We start from the raw sequence: 20,104 nt of genomic DNA, 5'->3' as shown, positions 1-20,104 counted from the left end.
ACGTGATCTGTGTCTCACGCACAAACAGTCAACCTAACAGACAAATGACTGTCAAACAGCTGCGACAAGGCGTTTTCTCTTCACTCTGCGGTTTTCAAGATTACCCCAATGTCCACCTACTGGACAATCGTCTTGGCATATGGACGCACGGAGCTGTCTCGCAGCCACCTAACAGCGCTTCCGCGGCGCGGTTAGGGAAACGTCACCGCGATTTCACACCTCGTGACCGGCCCCGAAACGCCACGTCCCTACCGTTGAAGGTGCAACAGACAAACACCGTGGAGACACCGCACAGCGCCTCCACACAGTGTCTGCACACAGCGGCACCGGAGGGTGCCAACACGGCGAAGCAACCGGGAGGTTTTCATGACTGCGGACAGTACGGGCGGCACGGTTGACACCACACCGGCGTCCACGAGGGAAGCCACACCCGTAAATGGCGGGGCCACCATAACGAGCACGCGCGGGCGGTGGCTGCATCACTGGAATGCAGAGGATCCGGCACAGTGGGCAAGCACCGGGCGGGCCATCGCCAAGCGCAACCTCGCCTGGTCGATCGTCTGCGAATTCCTCGGATTCGTGGTGTGGCAGCTGTGGTCGATCGTTGTGGTGTTTCTGCCGGGCGCAGGCTTCTCGTTTAGTTCAGCGGAACTGTTTTGGCTGATTTCGATCCCGTCCCTTGTGGGCGCAACGCTGCGGATCCCCTACACATTCATGGTGGCCAGGTTTGGCGGACGCAACTGGACCATCATCTCGGCCCTGCTGTTGCTCATCCCCACCTTTGGCATGGCGTGGTGCGTTGGCAACCCGGACACACCATTCAGCACCATGCTGGCGGTCGCAGCCCTGGCCGGTCTGGGCGGCGGCAACTTCGCCTCCTCCATGGCCAACATCACCTACTTCTACCCGGCCCGCGAGAAGGGCTGGGCGCTGGGGCTGAATGCCGCGGGTGGAAACCTGGGTGCCGCCGTCGCACAGTTCATGGTGCCGCTCGCCGTCGCGTTGCTGGCGGCCGGCACGGTGGGCCTGCCATTGGCCGGGCTCATGTGGGTGCCGCTGATCCTCATCGCGGCGTGGGGCGCGTGGCGTTACATGGACAATCTGGCCAGCGCGAGGTCCGACCTTGCCGGTTCGCTGGCGTCCCTGCGCGAGCCGCACCTGTGGCTCCTGGCGCTGCTCTACATCGGCACCTTCGGATCGTTCATTGGCTTCTCCGCGGTGTTTCCCAAGCTGATCATGGATTCCTTTGGCGCCGGCGTGGGCATCGCGCTGGGCCCGGCAGTGATCTCGCTGGCGTTCCTGGGCGCGCTGGTCGGCTCGCTGGCCCGTCCCCTTGGCGGCAGGCTGGCCGACCGGTGGGGCGGCGCCCGGGTCACCGTCGCCAGCTTCGGCGTGCTGGCGCTGGCCGCAATGGCGCAGCTCCTGACCCTGCCGTTGGGCAGCTTTCCGCTCTTCCTGGTCCTGTTCCTGGTGCTGTTCGCGGCCGCCGGCGCCGGAAACGGCTCCACGTACCGCATGATCCCCATGGTGTTTGCACTGCGGGCCAAGGGCCCCGGCGGTTCCGGTTCCAGATCCGGTTCCGGTTCCGGTTCCAGCTCCGGTTCCGGTTCCAGTTCCGGTGATGGCGGCCAGATGAGCGCCACCCGAAAGGGCTCCGCAGCTCTGGGCATCATCTCGGCCATTGGCGCGTATGGCGGATTCGTGGTGCCGCAGGTCCTGAACGCCTCCCGGCAGGCTTCCGGCGGCTACGAGGGCGCGTTCACCGGCTTCGTCGTTGCCTATCTGGCGCTCATGGCCCTCACCTGGGCCGTGTACCTGCGGCCCTCGTCCGCCGCATCGTTGGGGCGGGTCTAGTGAGCACTTCACAGAGAATGCCAGGCACGACGCCGGTGCCGCCCCTCCCAGCCGGGGCGGCGGGTCCCGCCGAACCTCGGCCGGGCACAGTCCCAGCAGGGGCCCCGGGCGAAGCAGCTGCCAAGGCTGCAGGCACTGACACGCACTGCCCTTATTGCGCCCTGCAATGCGCAATGACGGTGACCCCGGCGGCCACCGGTGCGGCGGCACCAGCCCCCGAACCCGTCATCAGCGGCCGCGACTTTCCCACCAATCGCGGCGGCTTGTGCCGGAAAGGCTGGACCTCGGCCGCGCTGTTGGGCCACCCCGGCCGCGTCACGACTCCCCTGCGTCGCGGTGCGGACGGCCTGCACCGCCCGGTGGCTTGGGAGGAGGCTCTGGAGCTGATCGCAGCGCAGGTCCAACGAACCCGCGCCGCGCACGGCCCGGACGCCGTCGGCGTCTTTGGCAGCGGTGGCCTGACGAATGAGAAGGCCTACCAGCTGGGCAAGTTTGCCCGATTGGCGCTGGGCACCTCCCGCATCGATTACAACGGCCGGTTCTGCATGTCCTCGGCGGCGGCCGCCGGCAACCGGGCATTCGGCGTGGACCGTGGCCTGCCATTCCCCGTTGCCGACCTGGACACCGCCCACACCGTGCTCCTGCTGGGTTCCAACGTTGCCGAGACCATGCCGCCGTTTGTCCAGCATCTTCAGGGGGCGCGGGCAGCCGGGGGCCTGGTCGTGGTGGATCCCCGGCGCACCGCCACCGCGGAATTCACGGCCGACGGCGCCGGGCTGCACCTGCAGCCAGTACCCGCCACCGATCTGGTCCTGTTGCTGGGCCTGTGCCACATCGCCATCCACGACGGATGGGCGGACAAGGACTTCATCACCAACCGCACCCGCGGCTACGAGGCCCTGGCCCGCAGCGTGGCGCCCTGGTGGCCCGAGCGCGTGCAAACGGTGACAGGTGTTCCCGTGCACCTGCTGCGGGAAACAGTCCGCCTGCTGGCGGAAGGGGCACAGCGCGGCGGCAGCTACATCCTGACCGGCCGTGGCGTGGAACAGCATGTGGACGGCACGGACACCGCCACCGCTGCCATCAATCTGGCCCTCCTGCTGGGCCTGCCGGGCTCCGCCACCAGCGGCTGCGGCACCCTGACAGGTCAGGGCAACGGCCAGGGCGGCCGGGAACACGGCCAAAAAGCCGACCAGCTGCCCGGCTACCGCAAAATCACAGATCCCGCCGCCCGCGCCCACGTTGCCAAGGTGTGGGGTGTGGAACCGGACGCCATCCCCGGTCCCGGAGTGCCCGCCGTCGAACTGCTGGCCTCCCTGGGCCGGCCGGACGGCGTGCGCACCTTCTTCATCCATGGGGCCAATGTGGCCATCTCGGCACCCAACGCCGCAGAAGTGGTCAAGGGGCTGCGGCGGCTCGATTTTTTGGTGGTGTGTGATTTCTTCATGTCGGAAACGGCGCGGGAGGCTGATCTGGTGCTGCCCGTCCTGCAATGGGCCGAGGAGGAGGGGACCATGACGAACCTTGAGGGCCGGGTGCTGCGCCGCCGGGCCGCCGTCGCGCCTCCCGAGGGGGCGCGCTCGGAACTGTGGATCATGGCCGAACTGGCCCGGCGCCTCGATGCCCCCGGCACTTTCAGCCCCGACCCGGAAGCCGTCTTCACCGAGCTGCGGGCCGCCTCCGCCGGCGGTCTGGCCGACTACTCCGGCATTGACTACGCGCTGCTCGACGCCGGGGCCGAGGCCTACTGGCCCTACCCGGCCGGGAGCCGCGGCACCCCCCGGCTGTTCGTTGACGCCTTTGCCCACGCGGACGGCCGGGCCGTGCTGACCCCCGTCTCCCCCGCCGCGGCCCCGGCACGGGACCCGCTTTTTGCCGGCGCCACGCTCGCCCTGGCCACCGGCAGGCTGTTGGAGCACTACCAGTCGGGCGCCCAGACGCGGCGTGTCCAGGCTCTGCACGACGCCGTTCCGCATGCACAGTTGCTCATTCATCCCTTGGCTGCAGCGTCGCGGGGAATAGTCGACGGCGGACCGGTCACCATCGCCAATGCGTGCGGCACGGTCCGGTGCACCGCAAAACTCAGCACCACGGTGCGGACCGACACGGTGTTCCTGCCGTTTCATTTTCCCGGAGACGAGAACGCCAATCTGCTCACCAGTGCGGCCGTGGACCCGATCTCCGGCATGCCCGAATTCAAGACGAGCTCCGTCACCGTCACGGCAGCCCCTCCCGCATCCGTCGCATGTGAGGAGTCGTTATGACAGGCACAGCCCCGCATGTTGTTGTCGTGGGCTACGGACCCGTGGCCGCCAGATTCGCTGACGAACTGCTGCCCGGTGTGCGACGCGGAGACTTGGCGCTGACCATCATTGGCGAGGAGAGTTCCGCCGCCTACAACCGGGTCCTGGTGGCCGATGTTGGCGTGGGCCGGACGACGGCCGCAGCCATCTCAGTGTCCGACGCCGCCGAGCTCTCAGCCGCTGGGGTGTCCGTCCGCCTGAACGCACGGGTGCTTCGCATTGACCGGGCCCGCCAGGGCGTCCTTCTGGCGGGCGGCGCGTGGATCAACTACAGCAAACTGGTCTTTGCCACCGGCGCCCGTCCCGTGGTGCCGCCCCTGCACGGGCTCAACCCGGACCCGGCCGCCCGGGTTCCGCTGCCCCGCGGTGTCACGGCCCTGCGCGACCTGACCGATGCCGCGGTGCTGCGCAACGCCGTCGAACGCCGGCAGCGGGTTGTGGTGCTGGGCGGCGGAATCCTGGGCCTGGAGGCCGCACTGGCCGCCCGCGACCAGGGCGCCGACGTTGCCGTTGTCCATCACGGGCCGCATGCGCTGGGGCGCAGCATTGACGCAGGGGCCGGGCACACGGTGGCAGCAGCCCTGCGCGCCCGGGGCATCGACGTGGTTCCCAATGCCCGTGCCGTCGGCGTCGGGCTGCGTCCGGGAGCTGACGGTGTTCGGGCGTTTTCGGCCCTGCTGCAGGATGGCGGCGGCGCCGTTGAGGGCGGGCTGTTGGTGCTTTCCTGCGGTGTGCGGCCGCGGGTGGACGTGGCGGTCGGGGCCGGCCTGTCCGCTGATCGCGGGATTCTGGTGGACCACCAGCTGAGAGCCCACCACGATCCAAACATCTTTGCCATCGGCGATTGTGCGCAAGTCCGCTGCCTGGACGCATCCTGCCCCGACTGCGCTGGAAGCACCGGGCCGCTGGGCTTGATCGGCCCGGGCTGGCGGCAGGCCGAATGGCTGGCGGCACACCTGATCGCGCACCTGGCCGGCGGCACGACGGCGGCGGCCCCCCTGCCGCGCGAACGGGCACCTGTCATGATGCTCAAGGCGCGGGGCGTTGACGTGGCGGCCGCCGGGGATGTTGCGGCCGGTCCGTTCGACGACGTGCCGGGGCTGGCGGTGAGCCTGTGGGCCGATCCCGGGCACGGGAAATACGTGAAGATGAGCACCCGCGGGGGTGTTCTGGCCGGTTTCGTCAGCGTCGGCATGCCGCGCACGGGAGCGGAACTGACGTTGTTGTTTGAACGCGGGGCGGAACTTCCGGCGGACCGGTCGGCACTGCTTCGCCTGGACGGCCCGGACGGGCCGGTGGTGGCGCAGCCCGACCCGGCCAGGACCGTGTGCCGCTGCGCCGGCGTCACCGAGGAAACCATCACAGCGGCGGTGGCCGGAGGCTGCTCAACCGTGCCTGACATTTCGGCCGCCACGCGCGCGGGCACCGGTTGCGGAGGCTGCCACGGGGACCTCAAGGCACTGATCGAGTCCCATTTCGCCCCGGCAGCGGCCTGAGGCGGGCGCCCAGGCCAACAGGCAGGACGCCACCAGCACCCACCCAGCCACACCGCCCAGTCATGGAAGTGACCCGCAGAAGTGGTTGCTGAATCAGTCGATAACCGTTGATTCAGCAACCACTTTTGCGGGTCAGATGAAAAGCAAAAACGGGCTAGAGCTCGTGCGGCATCTCGTCGGGGCCGGGAAGCTCATCTTCGTCTTCCGGGTGGCGGGCGAGATTCCACAGGGCCAGGCCCAGACCGCCCCACACCGTCACCATGGCGATGATCATCATTGCGATTGCTACCGGGGTCATGACTTCACCTCTTCACGGTTGTTGTCCACGTCGCCATCGAGCTCTTCGGCGGCGTTGAATTCGTCGTACTCTTCATCCTTGAGCTTGGACTTCTCGCTCCACGGAATCAGCGAGAGCAGCAGGGCGCCCACAATGAGCGCACCGGCCATGCCCCAGCCAAAGACCCCGTTGAACCAGGCCGGATAGCCCGAATATTGCTCGGTGCTCTTGGTCTGGATTTCGTTGATGAGCATGTAGCCCAACGCCACCGGCGCAATGCCGCCGACGAGGATGCGCCACCCTACGCCCATCTTCACGCTGGAGGTCCGGTTCAGGTGTTTCTGCAGGCGCGGCAGGCTGCTGAGCCCGGCCGAGACCACAATGACCGTCACCAAGGCACAGGCAAGGATGCCGAACTGGTTCACGAACGCATCCGAGGTGTCCAGCAGGTGGATGCCCGTGGTGGTTGGGAACAGGATCATGGAGATCAAGGCGATGGGGATGGTGACCACCAGGGTGGCCCCCTTGCGGCTCCACCCCAGCTTGTCCTGGAACGCGGCCACGATGACTTCCAGGATGGAGATCAGGGAGGTCAGGCCGGCAAAGACCAGCGACCCGAAGAACAAGACGCCGAGCACCGCACCAAAGGGCGCCTCGGAGACGATGGTCGGGAAGGCCACGAAGGCCAGCCCGATGCCGCCGGAGGCAACCTCATCCACTGCTTGTCCGGAGGTCACCGACATGAAGCCAAGGGCGGCGAAGACGCCGATGCCGGCGAGAATCTCAAAGCCCGAGTTAGCAAACGCGACAACCATGCCGGAACCGGTCAGGTCGGTCTTGCGCTTGAGGTATGAGGAGTAGGTGACCATGATGCCAAAGGCGACGGAGAGTGAGAAGAAGATGTGGCCGAAGGCTGCAGCCCACACGCTCGGGTTCTGCAGGGATTCCCAGTTCGGGGTGAAGAACGCGTTCAAACCCACCATGGCACCGTCAAGGAACAGCGACTGCACCACCAGAATCACGAACATGACCACCAACAGCGGCAGGAACACCGCGTTGGCGCGCGAGATGCCCTTGTTCACACCAGCCACCATGATCACGATGGCCACGATCCACACTGCCAGCATGGGGAAGAAGACACTGGAGACGAAGTCGAAGGACAAGCCTGCCTGGTCGGCGCTGTGCAGATAGTTGTTGAAGAAAAAGCCTTCGGCGTCGTCGCCCCAGGCCTTCGTGATCGAGAACCACGTGTACATCGCCGCCCAGGCGATGATCGCGGCATAGTAGATGGCGATGATGAAGCAGATCAAGACCTGCCACCAGCCAATCGGTTCGGCTGCGCGGTGCAGGCGGCGATACGACAGCGGTGCGGAGCCGCGGAAGCGGTGGCCGATCGAGTAGTCGAGGAACAGCAGCGGGATGCCGGCGCACAGCAGTGCGACCAAATAGGGAATCAGGAAGGCGCCGCCGCCGTTTTCGTAGGCGACATACGGGAATCGCCAGATGTTGCCCAGGCCGACTGCGGAGCCGATTGCTGAGAGTATAAAAAGTTTTCGCGAGGAGAAGGTCTCTCGACGGGCCGGGGCAGCTGTTCGGCCGCGGCCTGCGGGTGATGTGCTCATACAGTCAACGCTAACCTACTTGTGATACACATCTCTTCATTTGCCGCCCACGCACGACGGCGGGACCCCGCCGTGCGCTGAATGGCCGTCTCCGCTGTGGCGAACTTCCCCGACGCTCACTCAGATCCGGGGCACTGCCAACGAATCTTACCTTTCGTCTGAACGAACAAGATGTGAACCGCCCCAAGGATCCTTGGTTCCCGGGTCAGGGTCACAAATTCTCGAGCGGCAGTGCCCAGGGAGCATATTCGTCAACACCAACTTCGGCTGTGCGGATCGCCGCAGTTGTGGCCTGGGGGAAGCGAGTAACCAATTGACAGTGTCCCAGTGCGGTGGAAATCCTGCCAAAAGGTGCACCCACCCGCACTGTCCACGCATGCGTCCCCCACGGGGCAACGTGGCGCCCCACGGTCCAAATTAGTTACATGTGGACGTGGAGGCGCCGGGCTGCCTCGGAAATGGACCCCGACAGGGACGGGTACACGGTGAAGGTGTTGGCGACGTCGTCGACGTGCAGTTTCTGGGTCACGGCCAGTGCGATCGAGAAGATCAATTCACAGGCGCCGGCACCCACGACCACGCCGCCAATGACCGTCCCTGAGCCCTTACGGGCGATGATCTTGATGAAGCCGTCGTTGACGTTTCGCATCTTGGCCCGGGCATTTGTTTGCAGCGAGAGCTTGATGACGTCGCCCTGGTATTTGCCGGAGGCGAGGTCGGCTTCGGAAACGCCCACCGAGGCAATCTCCGGGGAGGTGAAGATGTTGGAGGAAACCTGCATGAGCTTCAACGGGCGCACACCGTCGCCGCCCAGATGAGCCACGGCGATGCGCCCCTGCATGGCGGCCACGGAGGCGAGGGCAAACACGCCGGTGCAGTCGCCCGCGGCGTAAACATTCGGCGCACTGGTGCGTGAAACGCCGTCGACCTTGATGTGGCCGCTGGACGTGACCTCAACCCCTGCGGCTTCCAGGCCAATGTCGGTGGTGTTGGGGATGGAACCCACGCAGACCAGGCAGTGCGTGCCGGTGACCTTGCTGCCGTCGCCCAGGGTGACGATGACGCCGTCGGCCGTGCGCTCGACGGCCTCGGCGCGCGACTGGGACAGCACGCGCAGGCCGCGGCGGGCGAAGACGTCCTCCAGCACGGCGGCGGCGTCGGAGTCTTCGCCGGGCAGCACCTGGTCGCGACTGGAAATCAAGGTGACCTTCGAGCCCAGGCCGTTGAATGCGGAGGCGAACTCGGCGCCGGTAACGCCCGAGCCCACCACAATGAGCTCCTCGGGAAGCTCGTCAAGATCATAAATCTGGGTCCAGTTCAGGATGCGTTCGCCGTCGGGCTGGGCTGTGGCAAGCTCACGCGGGTGGGCACCAACGGAGACCAGGATGGCGTCGGCCTTGATGATTTCCTTGGATTCGCCGCGGTCCACCTCGATGGTCCGGTTGTCCAGCAGCCGGCCGGTGCCAATCACAATTTTCACGCCGACGGCCTCGAGTCCGCGGCGGATGTCGGTTGACTGCTCCTTGGCCAGCAGCAGCACGCGCTCGTTGATGTGCTTGAGGTCGGCCTGCATGACGGTTTTGGGGTTGCCGTCCTCGGCGTTGAAATTCACACCCATTGCGGTGGAATCGACGCTGCGGTTCATGGCTTCCGCCACGGCGATGAGCGTCTTTGACGGAACGACGTCGGTCAGCACGGCCGCGCCGCCCACGCCGGCACGTTCCACGATGGTCACCTTGGCCCCCATGGAGGCAGCCACCATGGCGGCTTCATAACCGCCGGGTCCGCCACCGAGGATGGCAAGGCTGGGAAGGGCAAAGGGGCTGGAAGATTCTTGTTGGCTCGTCACAATCATTCATTCTTCCCTAGCTCGCACTTTGCACCAACTTGCCCGGCCGAAGTGGGCGGGAACGTCCGGCCGCTGCGCGTGGCCGATGCGCAGCGGCACCCGGTGCCGGTATGTTGGTTTCGTGACTAACTTTGAATCCCAAGCCGAGACCGATCCCACCGAGCTGGCCCGCGAGGCGGCAGCCCACATTGCCCGGCACACCGGAGTGCCCAGCCACGACCTGGCCGTGGTGCTGGGTTCGGGATGGGGTGAAGCGGCCGGTCTCATTGGTGAGGTCACGGCAGTGCTCGACGCCGCCGACGTGCCAGGGTTCTCCGCCCCGGCCGTCGTGGGACACACCGGATCCCTCACGTCCATCCGCACCCCGGCAGGAAAAAACGTGCTGGTGCTCGGCGCCCGAACACACTTTTATGAGGGCCGCGGCGTGCGCGCAGTTGTCCACGGCGTGCGCACGGCAGCCGCTGCCGGGGCACGCACCCTTGTGCTGACCAACGGTTGCGGCGGGCTCAACGAGGCGTGGGCGCCGGGCACTCCCGTGCTGATCAGCGACCACATCAACCTCACGGCCGCCTCGCCGCTGGAGGGCGCCACCTTCGTGGACCTGACAGATCTGTATTCCGCCCGGCTGCGGGCGGTGGCCCGCGAGGTCGACCCGACCCTGGATGAAGGCGTGTACGCCCAGTTCACCGGACCGCACTATGAAACCCCCGCGGAGGTGCAGTACGCCAAGCGCATCGGCGCGGATTTGGTGGGCATGTCCACGGCGTTGGAGGCCATTGCCGCCCGTGCCGCCGGCATGGAGGTCTTCGGCATCTCCCTCGTCACGAACCTCGCGGCCGGCATCAGCCCCACCCCGCTCAGCCATGAGGAAGTCATTGCCGCCGGACAGGCCGCCGGCCCCCGGATTTCGTCACTGCTGGCGAACGTCATCGCGAAACTTTAACGCACGTCCGGCGCACTGGCCACCCGTGCGGCTACATTGGTCTGGTGAGACATCTTGAAGAGAGCCGTTCCGAGTCCAATGCCGCACTCGAGGCCCAAGCCTTGAAGGCGGCGGCCGGGCAATGGGCCGCCAACGACCCCGACCCTGCCACTGCCGCGCAGCTGCAGGCCTTGATCGCCGGCACCGACCCTGCGGATGCGGCCGAGCTGGCGGACAGTTTTGCCGGCGACCTGCAATTTGGCACCGCCGGGCTCCGCGCCGCCATGGGCCCGGGCCCGAACCGGATGAACCGGGTCGTGGTGCGGCGCGCAGCGGCGGGAGTGGCTGCCCACCTGCTGGCCCTGGCCGCGGGAGGCTCGCCGGAAACGGACCCGTCAAGATCCGGCTTGCAGGAAACGGGCGACGCCGGAACCTCCCCCGCCTACCAGCCCAGGGCAGTCGTGGGATACGACGCCCGCCACAACTCCCAGGCCTTCGCCCGGGAGACGGCAGCCATCTTTTCCGCGGCAGGGATCGAGACTTTCCTGTTGCCTGCGCCCCTGCCAACACCCGTGCTCGCGTTTGCCGTGCGGTCCCTTGGCTGTGAGGCCGGGGTGATGGTCACGGCCAGCCACAACCCGGCGCGGGACAACGGCTACAAGGTGTACCTTGGCGGCCGGGCCGTGGCTGCAGAGGCCCGGGGCGTGCAAATTGTCGCCCCGCACGACTCGCTCATCGCCGGACACATCGCCACCGCGGCCGACACCGCCGAGCTGGGCGACACCACCGCCATCGCACTGGCAGCCGACGGCTGGACGGTCCCCGGCGAGGAGCTTCTTGCGGGCTACAAGCTCGCAGTGGCCGCCCTTGCCGACCCCGCCCTTTTCCCCGACAGGGAGCTGCGCATCGTGCACACTTCCCTCCACGGCGTTGGGCACGAGACGGCTTTGGCCGTGCTGCGCGACGCGGGCTTCACCGACATCCACGCCGTGGCGGAGCAGTCCGCCCCCGACCCTGAATTTCCCACAGTCACGTTCCCCAACCCGGAAGAGCCTGGCGCCATGGACCTGGCGTTCGCGTTGGCGCAGCAGGTGGGGGCCGACGTCGTCCTGGCCAATGATCCCGACGCCGACAGGGCCGCAGTGGGAGCCCTGGATCCCGCGACCGGTCAGTGGCGCCAGCTGCACGGCGACGAAGTGGGTGCCCTGCTCGGCGCGCACGTGGTGGCCAGGGGCCGCAGCGCCGCAGGCGGAGACAGGGCCGGCGGACACCTGGTTGGCGGAGACCGGGCCGGCACACGTGAAGGCGGGGCGAACACGAGCACACCCGTGTTCGCCAACTCCATCGTCTCGTCGCGACTGCTGGCCAGGATTGCTGCGGCCGCAGGGTACGACCACGTCCAGACGCTGACAGGCTTCAAGTGGATTTCCCGCGTGCCGCAGCTGACCTTCGGCTACGAAGAGGCGTTGGGTTACTGCGTGGCTCCGGAGCTGGTCCGGGACAAGGACGGCATCTCGGCGGGACTGCTCATTGCGGAGCTGGCCGCAGGGCTCAAGGCTGCCGGGCGGACCCTCTTCGACATGCTTGACGACCTCGCACTGGCCCACGGCCTGCACTCCAGCACCCAGGTCAGCATCCGGGTCGAGGACCCCCAAGGCATTGCAGCCATGATGGCCGGGCTCCGGGCCCAGCCTCCTGCCGGTTTTGACGGATCGGCCGTGGCGCAGTTCACCGATTTGTCGGTGGGTTCAGCCGAGCTGCCGGCCACCGACGGGGTGGCGTTCCTGACCGACAACGGCACCCGGGTCATCGTCCGGCCCAGCGGCACCGAACCCAAGCTCAAGTGCTACCTCGAGGTGATTGTGCCCGTGGGCGGACCGGAGCAACTCACCGCTGCCCGGGCTGAAGCGCAACGGGCGCTGGCCGCCGTCGTGCTTGACGTAAAGGCCGCGCTGGGGCTGGAAAGCGCCTAGAGCGACACCTCAACGGCACCATCGACCACGCGCACCGGGTACGTGCCCAGGCGCAATGCGGGGTTGCCGAAGCACTCCCCCGTGGCCAGCGAGTAGACCTCCTTGTGCAGCGGCGAGGCGATCGTGTGGGTGATTCCGCGCGAACCCACCATGCCCCGTGCCATGACGTGGGAGCGGGTGGCAGGGTCGGCGTGGGCGACGGCAAAAACGTCCCTGTCCCCCACCCGGAACAGCGCGAGCTGGTGACCGTTGACCAGCGCCGCCTCGCCCCAGGAATCCTCCAGGTCCCGGAGTTCACACACCCTGAACCATTCGGCACCGGCGCGCCTGACGGTGCGGGGCGTTGGGGCCGTACCTGACTGGTGGGCTGTGCGGGGCTTTTCCAGCAGCTTTTCCATGGGCGTTCCTTACTCTTGCGGGCCCGTCGATTCGTGGGCCCGTTGGCGTGAATCCCACACTAAGCGGCGCATGTTTCGCTCACCGGCCGCCCATGTGACGGCGAGGTTAATCCCGGCTCACCACCCTGGCGCCGGGGCCGGTGAGGTGAAAGTTAACACGCCGAAACATAAGCGAAACAGCGGGGCAACGCAGCTTTCCTAGCATGGAAGCACACGTTGGCGCCGGCACCAGGCCCACTCAGTGAAAGGCCCCGCCATGAACGCCATGAACGCCATGAACGCCATGAACCAGCCACACCCGCAGGAAACCACGACGCCGCCCGCCGCTGCGGGCCCCCGCAAGGTAGTGGTGGCCGGCGGCGGACCCGCCGCCCACCGCTTTGTCGAGGCCATGCATTCCCGCGGTCTGGACAACTGGCACATCACGGTTCTCACCGAGGAAATCCACCATCCCTATGACCGTGTTGCCTTGAGCCAGGCGCTCACGGACGTTGATGTCGATCTGACACTTGGCGATCTTTCGATGTGGGAGCACCCTTCCATCACCCTTGTTCGCGGCGCCGAAGTGGCCGGCATCGATCCGGCCAATGGCACCGTCCTGACCATGAACGACGGCGCGGTGTCCCATTACCCCTACGACGAACTGGTCCTGGCCACGGGCTCCGACGCCACCCGGTTGAGCATTCCGGGGGCCGAGCACACCCATGTGTACCGCACCCTGGAGGATGTGTGGACGCTCAACCAGCAGGTTGCGGCCCTGACCGGGAAACTCGGCCGCACGGTGAAGACGGCCGTGATCGGTGGCGGTTTGCTCGGCTTGGAGGCCGCCGCCGGACTCATCAAGCTCGGCGCCGAATCTGTGGTCATCAACGGCGGCAACTGGCTCATGAATGCCCAGCTCGATGAGGGTGCCGGCCAGGCGCTGGGCCGTCTCGTGGCGGCCAAGGGCATGGCCGCCGCCATCGGTGTGTACCCCGCCGCGGTCCAGACGGACGACGCCGGCCAGGTCACCGGGGTGTTGATGGCCGACGACTCCGTGGTTGCCGCTGACCTAGTGGTTGTCTCCGTTGGTGTGCGTCCCCGGGATGAATTGGCCAGGGACGGCGACGGTGTGGCCTGCCATGGTTTCGAGCTGGGCGCCCGCGGCGGCCTAGTCATCACCGACGGCTGCGCCACCACGGTTCCCGGCGTGTGGGCCATTGGTGAAGTGGCCAGCTTTGACGGCATGTGCCTGGGCCTGGTGGCGCCTGCGAACACCATGGCCGAGATCGTCGCCGATCGCCTCCACGGCGGAAACGCCACGTTCCCCGGGTTCGACACGGCCACCAAGCTCAAGCTCTCCGGCGTCGATGTGGCCAGCTTCGGCGACGCGTTTGCCCGCACGGAAGACAGCCTCGAAGTTGTCTATGCCGATCCGGCCCGCGGCGTCTACCAAAAGATCGTCACGAGCCCCGATGCCAAGACCCTTCTGGGCGGCATCTTCGTTGGGGATGCTTCCCCGTACACGAGCCTGCGCCCGCTGCTGGGCCGCGAATTGCCGGCCGGACCGGGCGCGTTCCTGTCGGCAGCCGGCGGAGGTGACGCTCCCGCCGTCGAACTTCCCGACGACGCCATCCTGTGTTCCTGCAACAACGTCTCCGCCGGCTCCATCCGCGACGCCGTCAACGGCTGCGGCAGCTGCGATGGCGCCGCACCCGTCCAGGATCTGCCCGGCCTGAAGGCCTGCACCCGGGCCGGAACCCAGTGCGGATCCTGCGTGCCGCTGCTCAAGAAGCTCATGGAGGCCGAGCTCGCGAAATCGGGCATCACCGTCTCCAAGGCACTGTGTGAACACTTTGACATGTCCCGTCCGGAGCTCTTCGAGGCAGTGCGGGCGTTGGAGCTGAGCAGTTTCCCCGACATCCTGGCCCGTTTCGGTGCCGATGAGACGGCCAGGGCCGGGCGCGGCTGCGATATTTGCAAGCCAACTGTTGCCAACATCCTGGCCAGCCAAAACAGCGCCTACGTCCTGGACGAGGGCCGCGGCACCCTGCAGGACACCAATGACCGCGCGCTGGCCAACATGCAAAAGGACGGCACCTACTCGGTGGTGCCGCGCATCCCGGGCGGGGAGATCACCCCCGACAAACTGGCCGTGATCGCCAAGGTGGCCCAGGATTACGGCCTGTACACCAAGATCACCGGCGGGCAGCGGATCGACCTCTTCGGCGCCCGGCTGGAACAACTGCCGGAGATCTGGAAGATTCTGGTGGACGCCGGCATGGAATCCGGGCAGGCGTACGGGAAGTCGCTGCGCACCGTGAAGTCCTGTGTTGGTTCCTCCTGGTGCCGCTACGGTGTCCAGGACTCGGTGGCCATGGCCATCAAGCTGGAACTGCGGTACCGGGGTCTGCGCAGTCCGCACAAGTTCAAGCTGGGCGTTTCCGGCTGCGCCCGCGAGTGCGCCGAGGCGCGCGGCAAGGACGTGGGCGTCATCGCCACCGCCGACGGGTGGAACGTCTATGTTGGCGGGAACGGCGGCGCCACCCCTGCCCACGCGCAGCTGCTGGCCAAGGACCTCGATGACGCCACGCTCATCAGCTACATCGACCGCTACCTGATGTACTACATCCGCACGGCCGATCGGCTGCAGCGCACGGCCCGCTGGCAGGAAGAGCTCGACGGCGGCCTGTCCCACGTGGTCGATGTGGTCGTCAACGATTCCCTCGGCATCGCCGCAGAGTTGGAGGCGGCCATGAATGCGCACGTTGGAAACTACGAGGACGAATGGGCCGCCACCCTGGCGGACCCCGAGCGCCTGCGCCGGTTCCGTTCCTTCGTCAATGCCCCGGACACCGTGGACGACTCGATCGTGTTTGTCCCCGAACGCGGCCAGATCCGTCCGGCCACGGAGCTTGAAAAGTCCGGTCCGGACACTTCCGGCGGCCCCGTGCTGATCGCCACCCACATCCCCGTCCGCGGCGCCGACGCGCACAACAAGCAAAGGTGACACCCATGCTGCCCACCCGACGCACACGACGCTCCGGACACATCACGCTCGTCGGTGGCGGGCCCGGCCCCGCCGACTTGCTCACCCTGCGCGCGGCCAAGGCCCTGGCTGCGGCCGATGTGGTGTATTTTGACCGGCTCGGCCCCACCGAAGATTTGGCCGCACTGGCACCCCGCGCCACCTTTGTCGATGTGGGCAAGACGCCCGGACACCACAAGGTGGCGCAGGAAGAGATCACGGCCAGGATGATCGACGGCGCCCGGAACGGCCTGCACGTCGTGCGGCTCAAGGGCGGGGACCCTTTCGTGTTTGGCCGCGGCGGCGAGGAGATGGCCGGTGCCGTGGCCGCCCGCATCCCCGTCACGGTGGTCCCCGGAATTTCCAGCGCCATCTCGGTCCCGGGTGCGGCGGGCATTCCCGTCACGCACCGCAACGTCAGCCACCTGTTCACGGTTGTCTCCGGCCACGCCCCGCTGGCCGCCCACGAATACACGCATCTGGCGGGCCTGGGCGGCACCATCGTGGTGCTCATGGGAATCGGCACCCTGCCCGCGCTCATTGCCGGGCTGCGCCTGGCCGGGCTGGCGAATGTTACGCCGATTGCTGTCGTGGAGAACGGTTTTAGTCATGCGCAGCGCACCACCACCGCCACTCTCGATAGCATTGTGGACGCGTCGTCCACGTGCCGCAACCCCGCCGTCATCGTCATCGGGGATGTGGTGAACCTGGCCGGCGGGAACGACCTGGCCATCCCGAACTTCCTCGCGGATGCCGGTTTGCAATCAGCGTGAAGGATTCCATGAACCAAGCGACACCACCGTCCGGGCATCTGCCGGCCACGCCTGCGGAGCCTGCGGCACCCGAGCACGCGGCGTCTCAGTCTCCGGCGTCCCAGCCTGCCCCGCCGCTGCGAGGATTCCGGATCGGCGTCACGGCCCACCGCCGGGCCGGCGACTTGATCGAGGCGCTGGAACGCCGAGGCGCCCAAGTGCTGCACGCACCCGCACTGAAGATCGCACCCGTGGCGGACGACGACGCCCTGCGTGCCGAAACGGCAGCCGTGCTTGCCGCCGGTCCCGACGTCGTCCTGGTCACCACCGCCTACGGGATGCGCCGCTGGATCGAGGCCGCCGATGCCGCCGGCCAAGGCGAACAGCTGCTGGCCACGTTGGCCGCCTCCGCCATTTATGTGCGCGGGCCCAAGGCCCGCGGCGCCGTCCGGGCCGCCGGGCTGGACGATGCCGGCATCAGTGCCGACGAAACCACCGCCACCCTGACGGAGCTCGTCATCAAAGCCGGTGTCCAGGGCAAAACCGTGGCCGTGCAGGTGCACGGCTACACGGACGTTGCTGCGTTGGAGCGGCTGCGCGCCGCCGGTGCCCGGGTGTTGACGGTGACTCCGTACCGCTGGGTCACCGCGGAGGACGCGGACAAACTGCCCCAGCTGGTTGAGGCCGTCATCAACCGCGAGCTCGATGTCCTCACGTTCACCAGTGCCCCGGCCGTCGACGCGGTGCTGAGCACCGCGGATGCCTTGGGCCGCGGCACCGAGTTTCGCCGGGCGCTGCGTCGGGACCCCGCGCGGAAGGACGGCCTCGGCGCTGTGGTGAGTGCCGCCGTCGGACCTGTCACGGCAGCCCCGCTCCTGCATGCCGGAATCACCCCGCTGGTCCCGGAACGGTTTCGCATGGGCGCCTTGATCAGGTTGGTGTGCGAGCACCTCGAAAGCACCGGGTCGCTGCGGGCGGAAAGTGCCGGTGCCGTGTTGGAGGTCCGCGGGCAGTCGCTGAGCGTCAACGGCCTGCCGGTGCCGCTGGCACCCGCCCCGTTGCAGCTGCTGAAGGTGCTGATGGCCGGAGACGGGGCCATCAGTTCTCACGGCGAGCTGTCCGCTGCGCTGGGCATGGGCGACACCGACCACGCGCTGCACATGGCCATCAGCCGCCTGCGGGCAGCGCTGCCCGACCCTGCCATTGTCGAAACGGTGCTCAAGCGCGGCTACCGGCTGCGCAGTCAGCCCAACGTGTATGGGACGATTGGCTGACGGACCGAACGCTCTGGAACCACACAGATCCGGAACCACACAGAAAGGCCACACCATGACGCCACAGCCCACATCCACACCCCAGGATGACACCGCCGGACTTGCCGCCTACATTGACCACACCCTTTTGGCACCCCAGGCCAGCCGGGACGACATCTTGAAACTGTGCAAGGAAGCCGCCGAGCACCACTTCAAGTCCGTCTGCGTCAATCCGGTCTGGGTGGAAACCGCCAAGAAGGCGCTGCTGGGAACCGGTGTGCTGACGTGCACGGTGGTTGGCTTCCCGTTGGGCACACACAACACGGATGTGAAGGTTTTTGAGGCCCGCGGCGCCACGATGGACGGCGCCGACGAGGTGGACATGGTCATCAACATCGCCTCGGCCCGCGCACTGGACAAGGACGCGCTACTGTCGGACATTTCCGCCGTGGCCGAGGTGGTCCACGGTGAAGAGTCGCTGTTGAAGGTCATTATCGAAACCGCGCTGCTCAGCGACGCCGAAAAGGTCCTGGCCTGCCAGGCCGCTGTCGAGGCCGGCGCCGACTATGTGAAGACCTCCACCGGCTTCAACGGCGGCGGCGCGACAGCCCAGGATGTGGCCTTGATGCGCGAAACCGTGGGGCCCGACATTGGTGTGAAGGCCTCGGGCGGCGTGCGCACCCGCGAAAAGGCATTGGAAATGATCGCGGCCGGGGCAACCCGGATCGGCACCAGCTCGGGCATCGCCATCGTCACAGGCGGCGCAGGCACGGCTGCCTACTAATCCGTACTAGGATTGTGGGTAGATCATCGCGCCGGTCACCCGGTGCCCCCACTCAGCTCCCCACCATGGGGCAAGGAGGAACCGTGTCCAACAGCAGTTACCGTCGCGAGAACAGCCTGGTGCAGTCAGTCGTTTTGTTCGTCGTGTTCTTCGCATTGTTCCTTGGCGGAATCTTTTCCTTCTCGTTCTGGAGCCTGGAGAGCTTTGCGCACGCCTTCGTGCCGGCCGGCCTGGGCATCGGATTGTGCTTCCTGTCGTTGTGGGTTCCCATGACGTTCATGGGCCGCTCCAACTCCGCCGGCGAGTAACCAGCCCGCTTCATCTGATACGTAAATAGGGCGAGTTAGGCAGCAAGGGTGAGGGTGACCTCGTATCCTTGCTGCCTAAGCTCTTTAATGGCTCGTTGGCGTGTGCGGTCCTTGTTGGCTTCGGTGAAGCGCTTGATCGTTGGTTCCTCGTAGAAGGCACCGTCTGTGAGCATGTTCCAGGCGGCGGTGATGACGGTGTGTTCCATGGCAACGATGGCGCGGGATTTGCCTCTGCGGTTGGCCAGGCGCCGGTATCGATCGTTCAGAAACCCGTGCTTTTGCTTGGCGATGTTCAGTGCTGTCTGGCCGAGGGCTCCCTTCAGGTAGACGTTGCCTTTCCTGACGGAGGCTGGTTTGTGCCGGCCCGCGGACTCGTTGTTGCCCGGGGCGACTCCGGACCAGGCGGCGAGTTGGGCCGAGGTCGGGAACACGCGCATGTCGCCACCGGTTTCGGCGATGATGACCTGAGCGATCGCGGTCTTCACTCCCGGGATCGAGGAGAGCAGCTCAATCTTTCCCTCTAAGGATTTGAACGCCTCGTTGATCTGTTCTTCCACGGCCGCAAGGCGGGCCCGCTGGGCATCGAGGTGGTCCATGTAGAAGCCAACCATGAACGCATCATGGTCAGTGAAGCGGACATTGGTCAGGGCCTGTTCAAGTTCCGCGAACTTGTTCCGCAGTTTCCCGCGGGCCAGTTCGGCCAGGACCTTCGGGTCGCGTTCCCCGGCAATCAGTGCGCGCAGGATGCGGGTGCAGGTGACCGATTCAAGTTTGCTCGCGACACTGCTGATTTTGATGCCGGTGTTCTCCAAATACTTTTCCAGCCGCTGTACTTCCCGGGTGTGATCGTGGGTGACGGTCGAGCGGGCACGGGTCAAATCCCGCAACTCCCGAATGGGCGGTGGCGGCACGAACGACGGTGCCAGCAGCCCCCACGACGCTGTCTTGGCCAGCCAGGAGGCGTCGGAGACGTCGGTCTTGTGTCCGGGGAGGTTCCTGGCCTGGCGGGCGTTGACCAGCTGCACCGGGACCGTTTCCTCCAGCAGGTAGAAGAACGGCTTCCAGTAATCACTGGTCGATTCCATCACCACCAACTCAAGCTCGGCGGCTTCCAGGAACTCCTTGAGCTCCATGATCTCCGGCACCGTCGCACCCCAGGTGGTGACTTCGGAATGGTACCGGTTGCTCTGGACCGAGGGCACACGGATGCAGACCTTCACATCCCTTTTCGAGACATCCATCCCCGCCACACGTTGATAGATCACATCATTAGTTTCCATAACAACTCCTACAGCAGCAGTAACAT

Annotated in this window: 15 protein-coding genes; 10 read left to right on the top strand and 5 right to left on the bottom strand. The window is 66.6% G+C overall.

Features of this window, described 5'->3' with window-relative positions:
* Positions 1-366: 366 nt before the first annotated feature.
* The 3 genes from ACT3TS_RS11300 to ACT3TS_RS11290 are packed head-to-tail and all read left to right on the top strand — an operon-like array spanning position 367 to position 5,653.
* Positions 367-1,854 carry an MFS transporter gene (locus tag ACT3TS_RS11300; protein WP_444531609.1) on the top strand — a complete coding sequence of 496 codons (1,488 nt, stop codon included), beginning with the start codon at positions 367-369 and terminating at the stop codon, positions 1,852-1,854.
* A gap of 17 nt (positions 1,855-1,871) precedes the next feature.
* A complete protein-coding gene (locus ACT3TS_RS11295; RefSeq protein ID WP_444531645.1) occupies positions 1,872-4,118 on the top strand; it encodes a molybdopterin oxidoreductase family protein in 2,247 nt (748 codons plus the stop codon).
* Positions 4,115-5,653, top strand: coding sequence for an FAD-dependent oxidoreductase (locus tag ACT3TS_RS11290; protein ID WP_444531608.1), 1,539 nt, complete (start codon positions 4,115-4,117; stop codon positions 5,651-5,653). The genes ACT3TS_RS11295 and ACT3TS_RS11290 overlap by 4 nt, the downstream gene beginning before the upstream one ends.
* A gap of 154 nt (positions 5,654-5,807) precedes the next feature.
* Here the strand turns inward: ACT3TS_RS11290 and ACT3TS_RS11285 are convergent, their stop codons facing one another.
* The 3 genes from ACT3TS_RS11285 to ACT3TS_RS11275 all read right to left on the bottom strand — a co-directional run bounded on the left by ACT3TS_RS11285 (position 5,808) and on the right by ACT3TS_RS11275 (position 9,314).
* Positions 5,808-5,951 (bottom strand): methionine/alanine import family NSS transporter small subunit, encoded by a 144-nt coding sequence (locus ACT3TS_RS11285; RefSeq protein WP_444531607.1) that lies wholly within the window; start codon positions 5,949-5,951, stop codon positions 5,808-5,810.
* Positions 5,948-7,552 (bottom strand): sodium-dependent transporter, encoded by a 1,605-nt coding sequence (locus ACT3TS_RS11280; protein ID WP_444531606.1) that lies wholly within the window; start codon positions 7,550-7,552, stop codon positions 5,948-5,950. The genes ACT3TS_RS11285 and ACT3TS_RS11280 overlap by 4 nt, the downstream gene beginning before the upstream one ends.
* A gap of 421 nt (positions 7,553-7,973) precedes the next feature.
* Entirely contained in the window at positions 7,974-9,314 is a 1,341-nt protein-coding gene (locus ACT3TS_RS11275) for an NAD(P)H-quinone dehydrogenase (protein ID WP_444531644.1), read from the bottom strand.
* Between the two features lie 208 nt (positions 9,315-9,522).
* On the opposite strand from ACT3TS_RS11275, the gene ACT3TS_RS11270 reads away from it, so the two are divergent.
* The gene (locus tag ACT3TS_RS11270) at positions 9,523-10,344 is read left to right on the top strand and encodes a purine-nucleoside phosphorylase (RefSeq protein WP_444531605.1); all 822 of its coding nucleotides are present in this window, start codon (positions 9,523-9,525) and stop codon (positions 10,342-10,344) included.
* Between the two features lie 44 nt (positions 10,345-10,388).
* Positions 10,389-12,296: a phospho-sugar mutase gene (locus ACT3TS_RS11265; RefSeq protein WP_444531604.1), complete on the top strand. Its 1,908-nt coding sequence runs from the start codon at positions 10,389-10,391 to the stop codon at positions 12,294-12,296.
* Here the strand turns inward: ACT3TS_RS11265 and nirD are convergent.
* On the bottom strand, positions 12,293-12,694 hold the full coding sequence (gene nirD, locus ACT3TS_RS11260; RefSeq protein ID WP_444531603.1) for a nitrite reductase small subunit NirD: 402 nt from the start codon (positions 12,692-12,694) through the stop codon (positions 12,293-12,295). The two genes, ACT3TS_RS11265 and nirD, sit on opposite strands and share 4 nt — an antisense overlap.
* A gap of 283 nt (positions 12,695-12,977) precedes the next feature.
* On the opposite strand from nirD, the gene nirB reads away from it, so the two are divergent.
* From nirB to ACT3TS_RS11235, 5 genes are all read left to right on the top strand, one after another.
* Complete coding sequence (nirB, locus tag ACT3TS_RS11255; RefSeq protein WP_444531643.1) at positions 12,978-15,683, top strand: nitrite reductase large subunit NirB; 2,706 nt, start codon at positions 12,978-12,980, stop codon at positions 15,681-15,683.
* A gap of 5 nt (positions 15,684-15,688) precedes the next feature.
* The gene (cobA, locus tag ACT3TS_RS11250; protein ID WP_444531602.1) at positions 15,689-16,474 is read left to right on the top strand and encodes a uroporphyrinogen-III C-methyltransferase; all 786 of its coding nucleotides are present in this window, start codon (positions 15,689-15,691) and stop codon (positions 16,472-16,474) included.
* Positions 16,475-16,482: 8 nt separating this feature from the next.
* The gene (locus tag ACT3TS_RS11245) at positions 16,483-17,727 is read left to right on the top strand and encodes a uroporphyrinogen-III synthase (RefSeq protein ID WP_444531601.1); all 1,245 of its coding nucleotides are present in this window, start codon (positions 16,483-16,485) and stop codon (positions 17,725-17,727) included.
* 55 nt (positions 17,728-17,782) lie between these two features.
* Positions 17,783-18,490, top strand: coding sequence for a deoxyribose-phosphate aldolase (gene deoC / locus ACT3TS_RS11240; RefSeq protein WP_444531600.1), 708 nt, complete (start codon positions 17,783-17,785; stop codon positions 18,488-18,490).
* A gap of 83 nt (positions 18,491-18,573) precedes the next feature.
* Positions 18,574-18,798, top strand: a complete 225-nt coding sequence (locus ACT3TS_RS11235; RefSeq protein WP_444531599.1) for a hypothetical protein — start codon at positions 18,574-18,576, stop codon at positions 18,796-18,798.
* A 35-nt stretch (positions 18,799-18,833) separates the two neighbouring features.
* Here ACT3TS_RS11235 and ACT3TS_RS11230 read toward each other — a convergent pair whose 3' ends face one another.
* The gene (locus tag ACT3TS_RS11230; protein WP_444531598.1) at positions 18,834-20,078 is read right to left on the bottom strand and encodes an IS110 family transposase; all 1,245 of its coding nucleotides are present in this window, start codon (positions 20,076-20,078) and stop codon (positions 18,834-18,836) included.
* Positions 20,079-20,104: the final 26 nt, after the last annotated feature.

This window comes from Specibacter sp. AOP5-B1-6 (assembly GCF_052376555.1).
Lineage (GTDB): Bacteria > Actinomycetota > Actinomycetes > Actinomycetales > Micrococcaceae > Specibacter.
The sequence above is the reverse complement of the archived record's forward strand: the minus strand, read 5'-3'. Positions and strand labels throughout refer to the sequence as shown.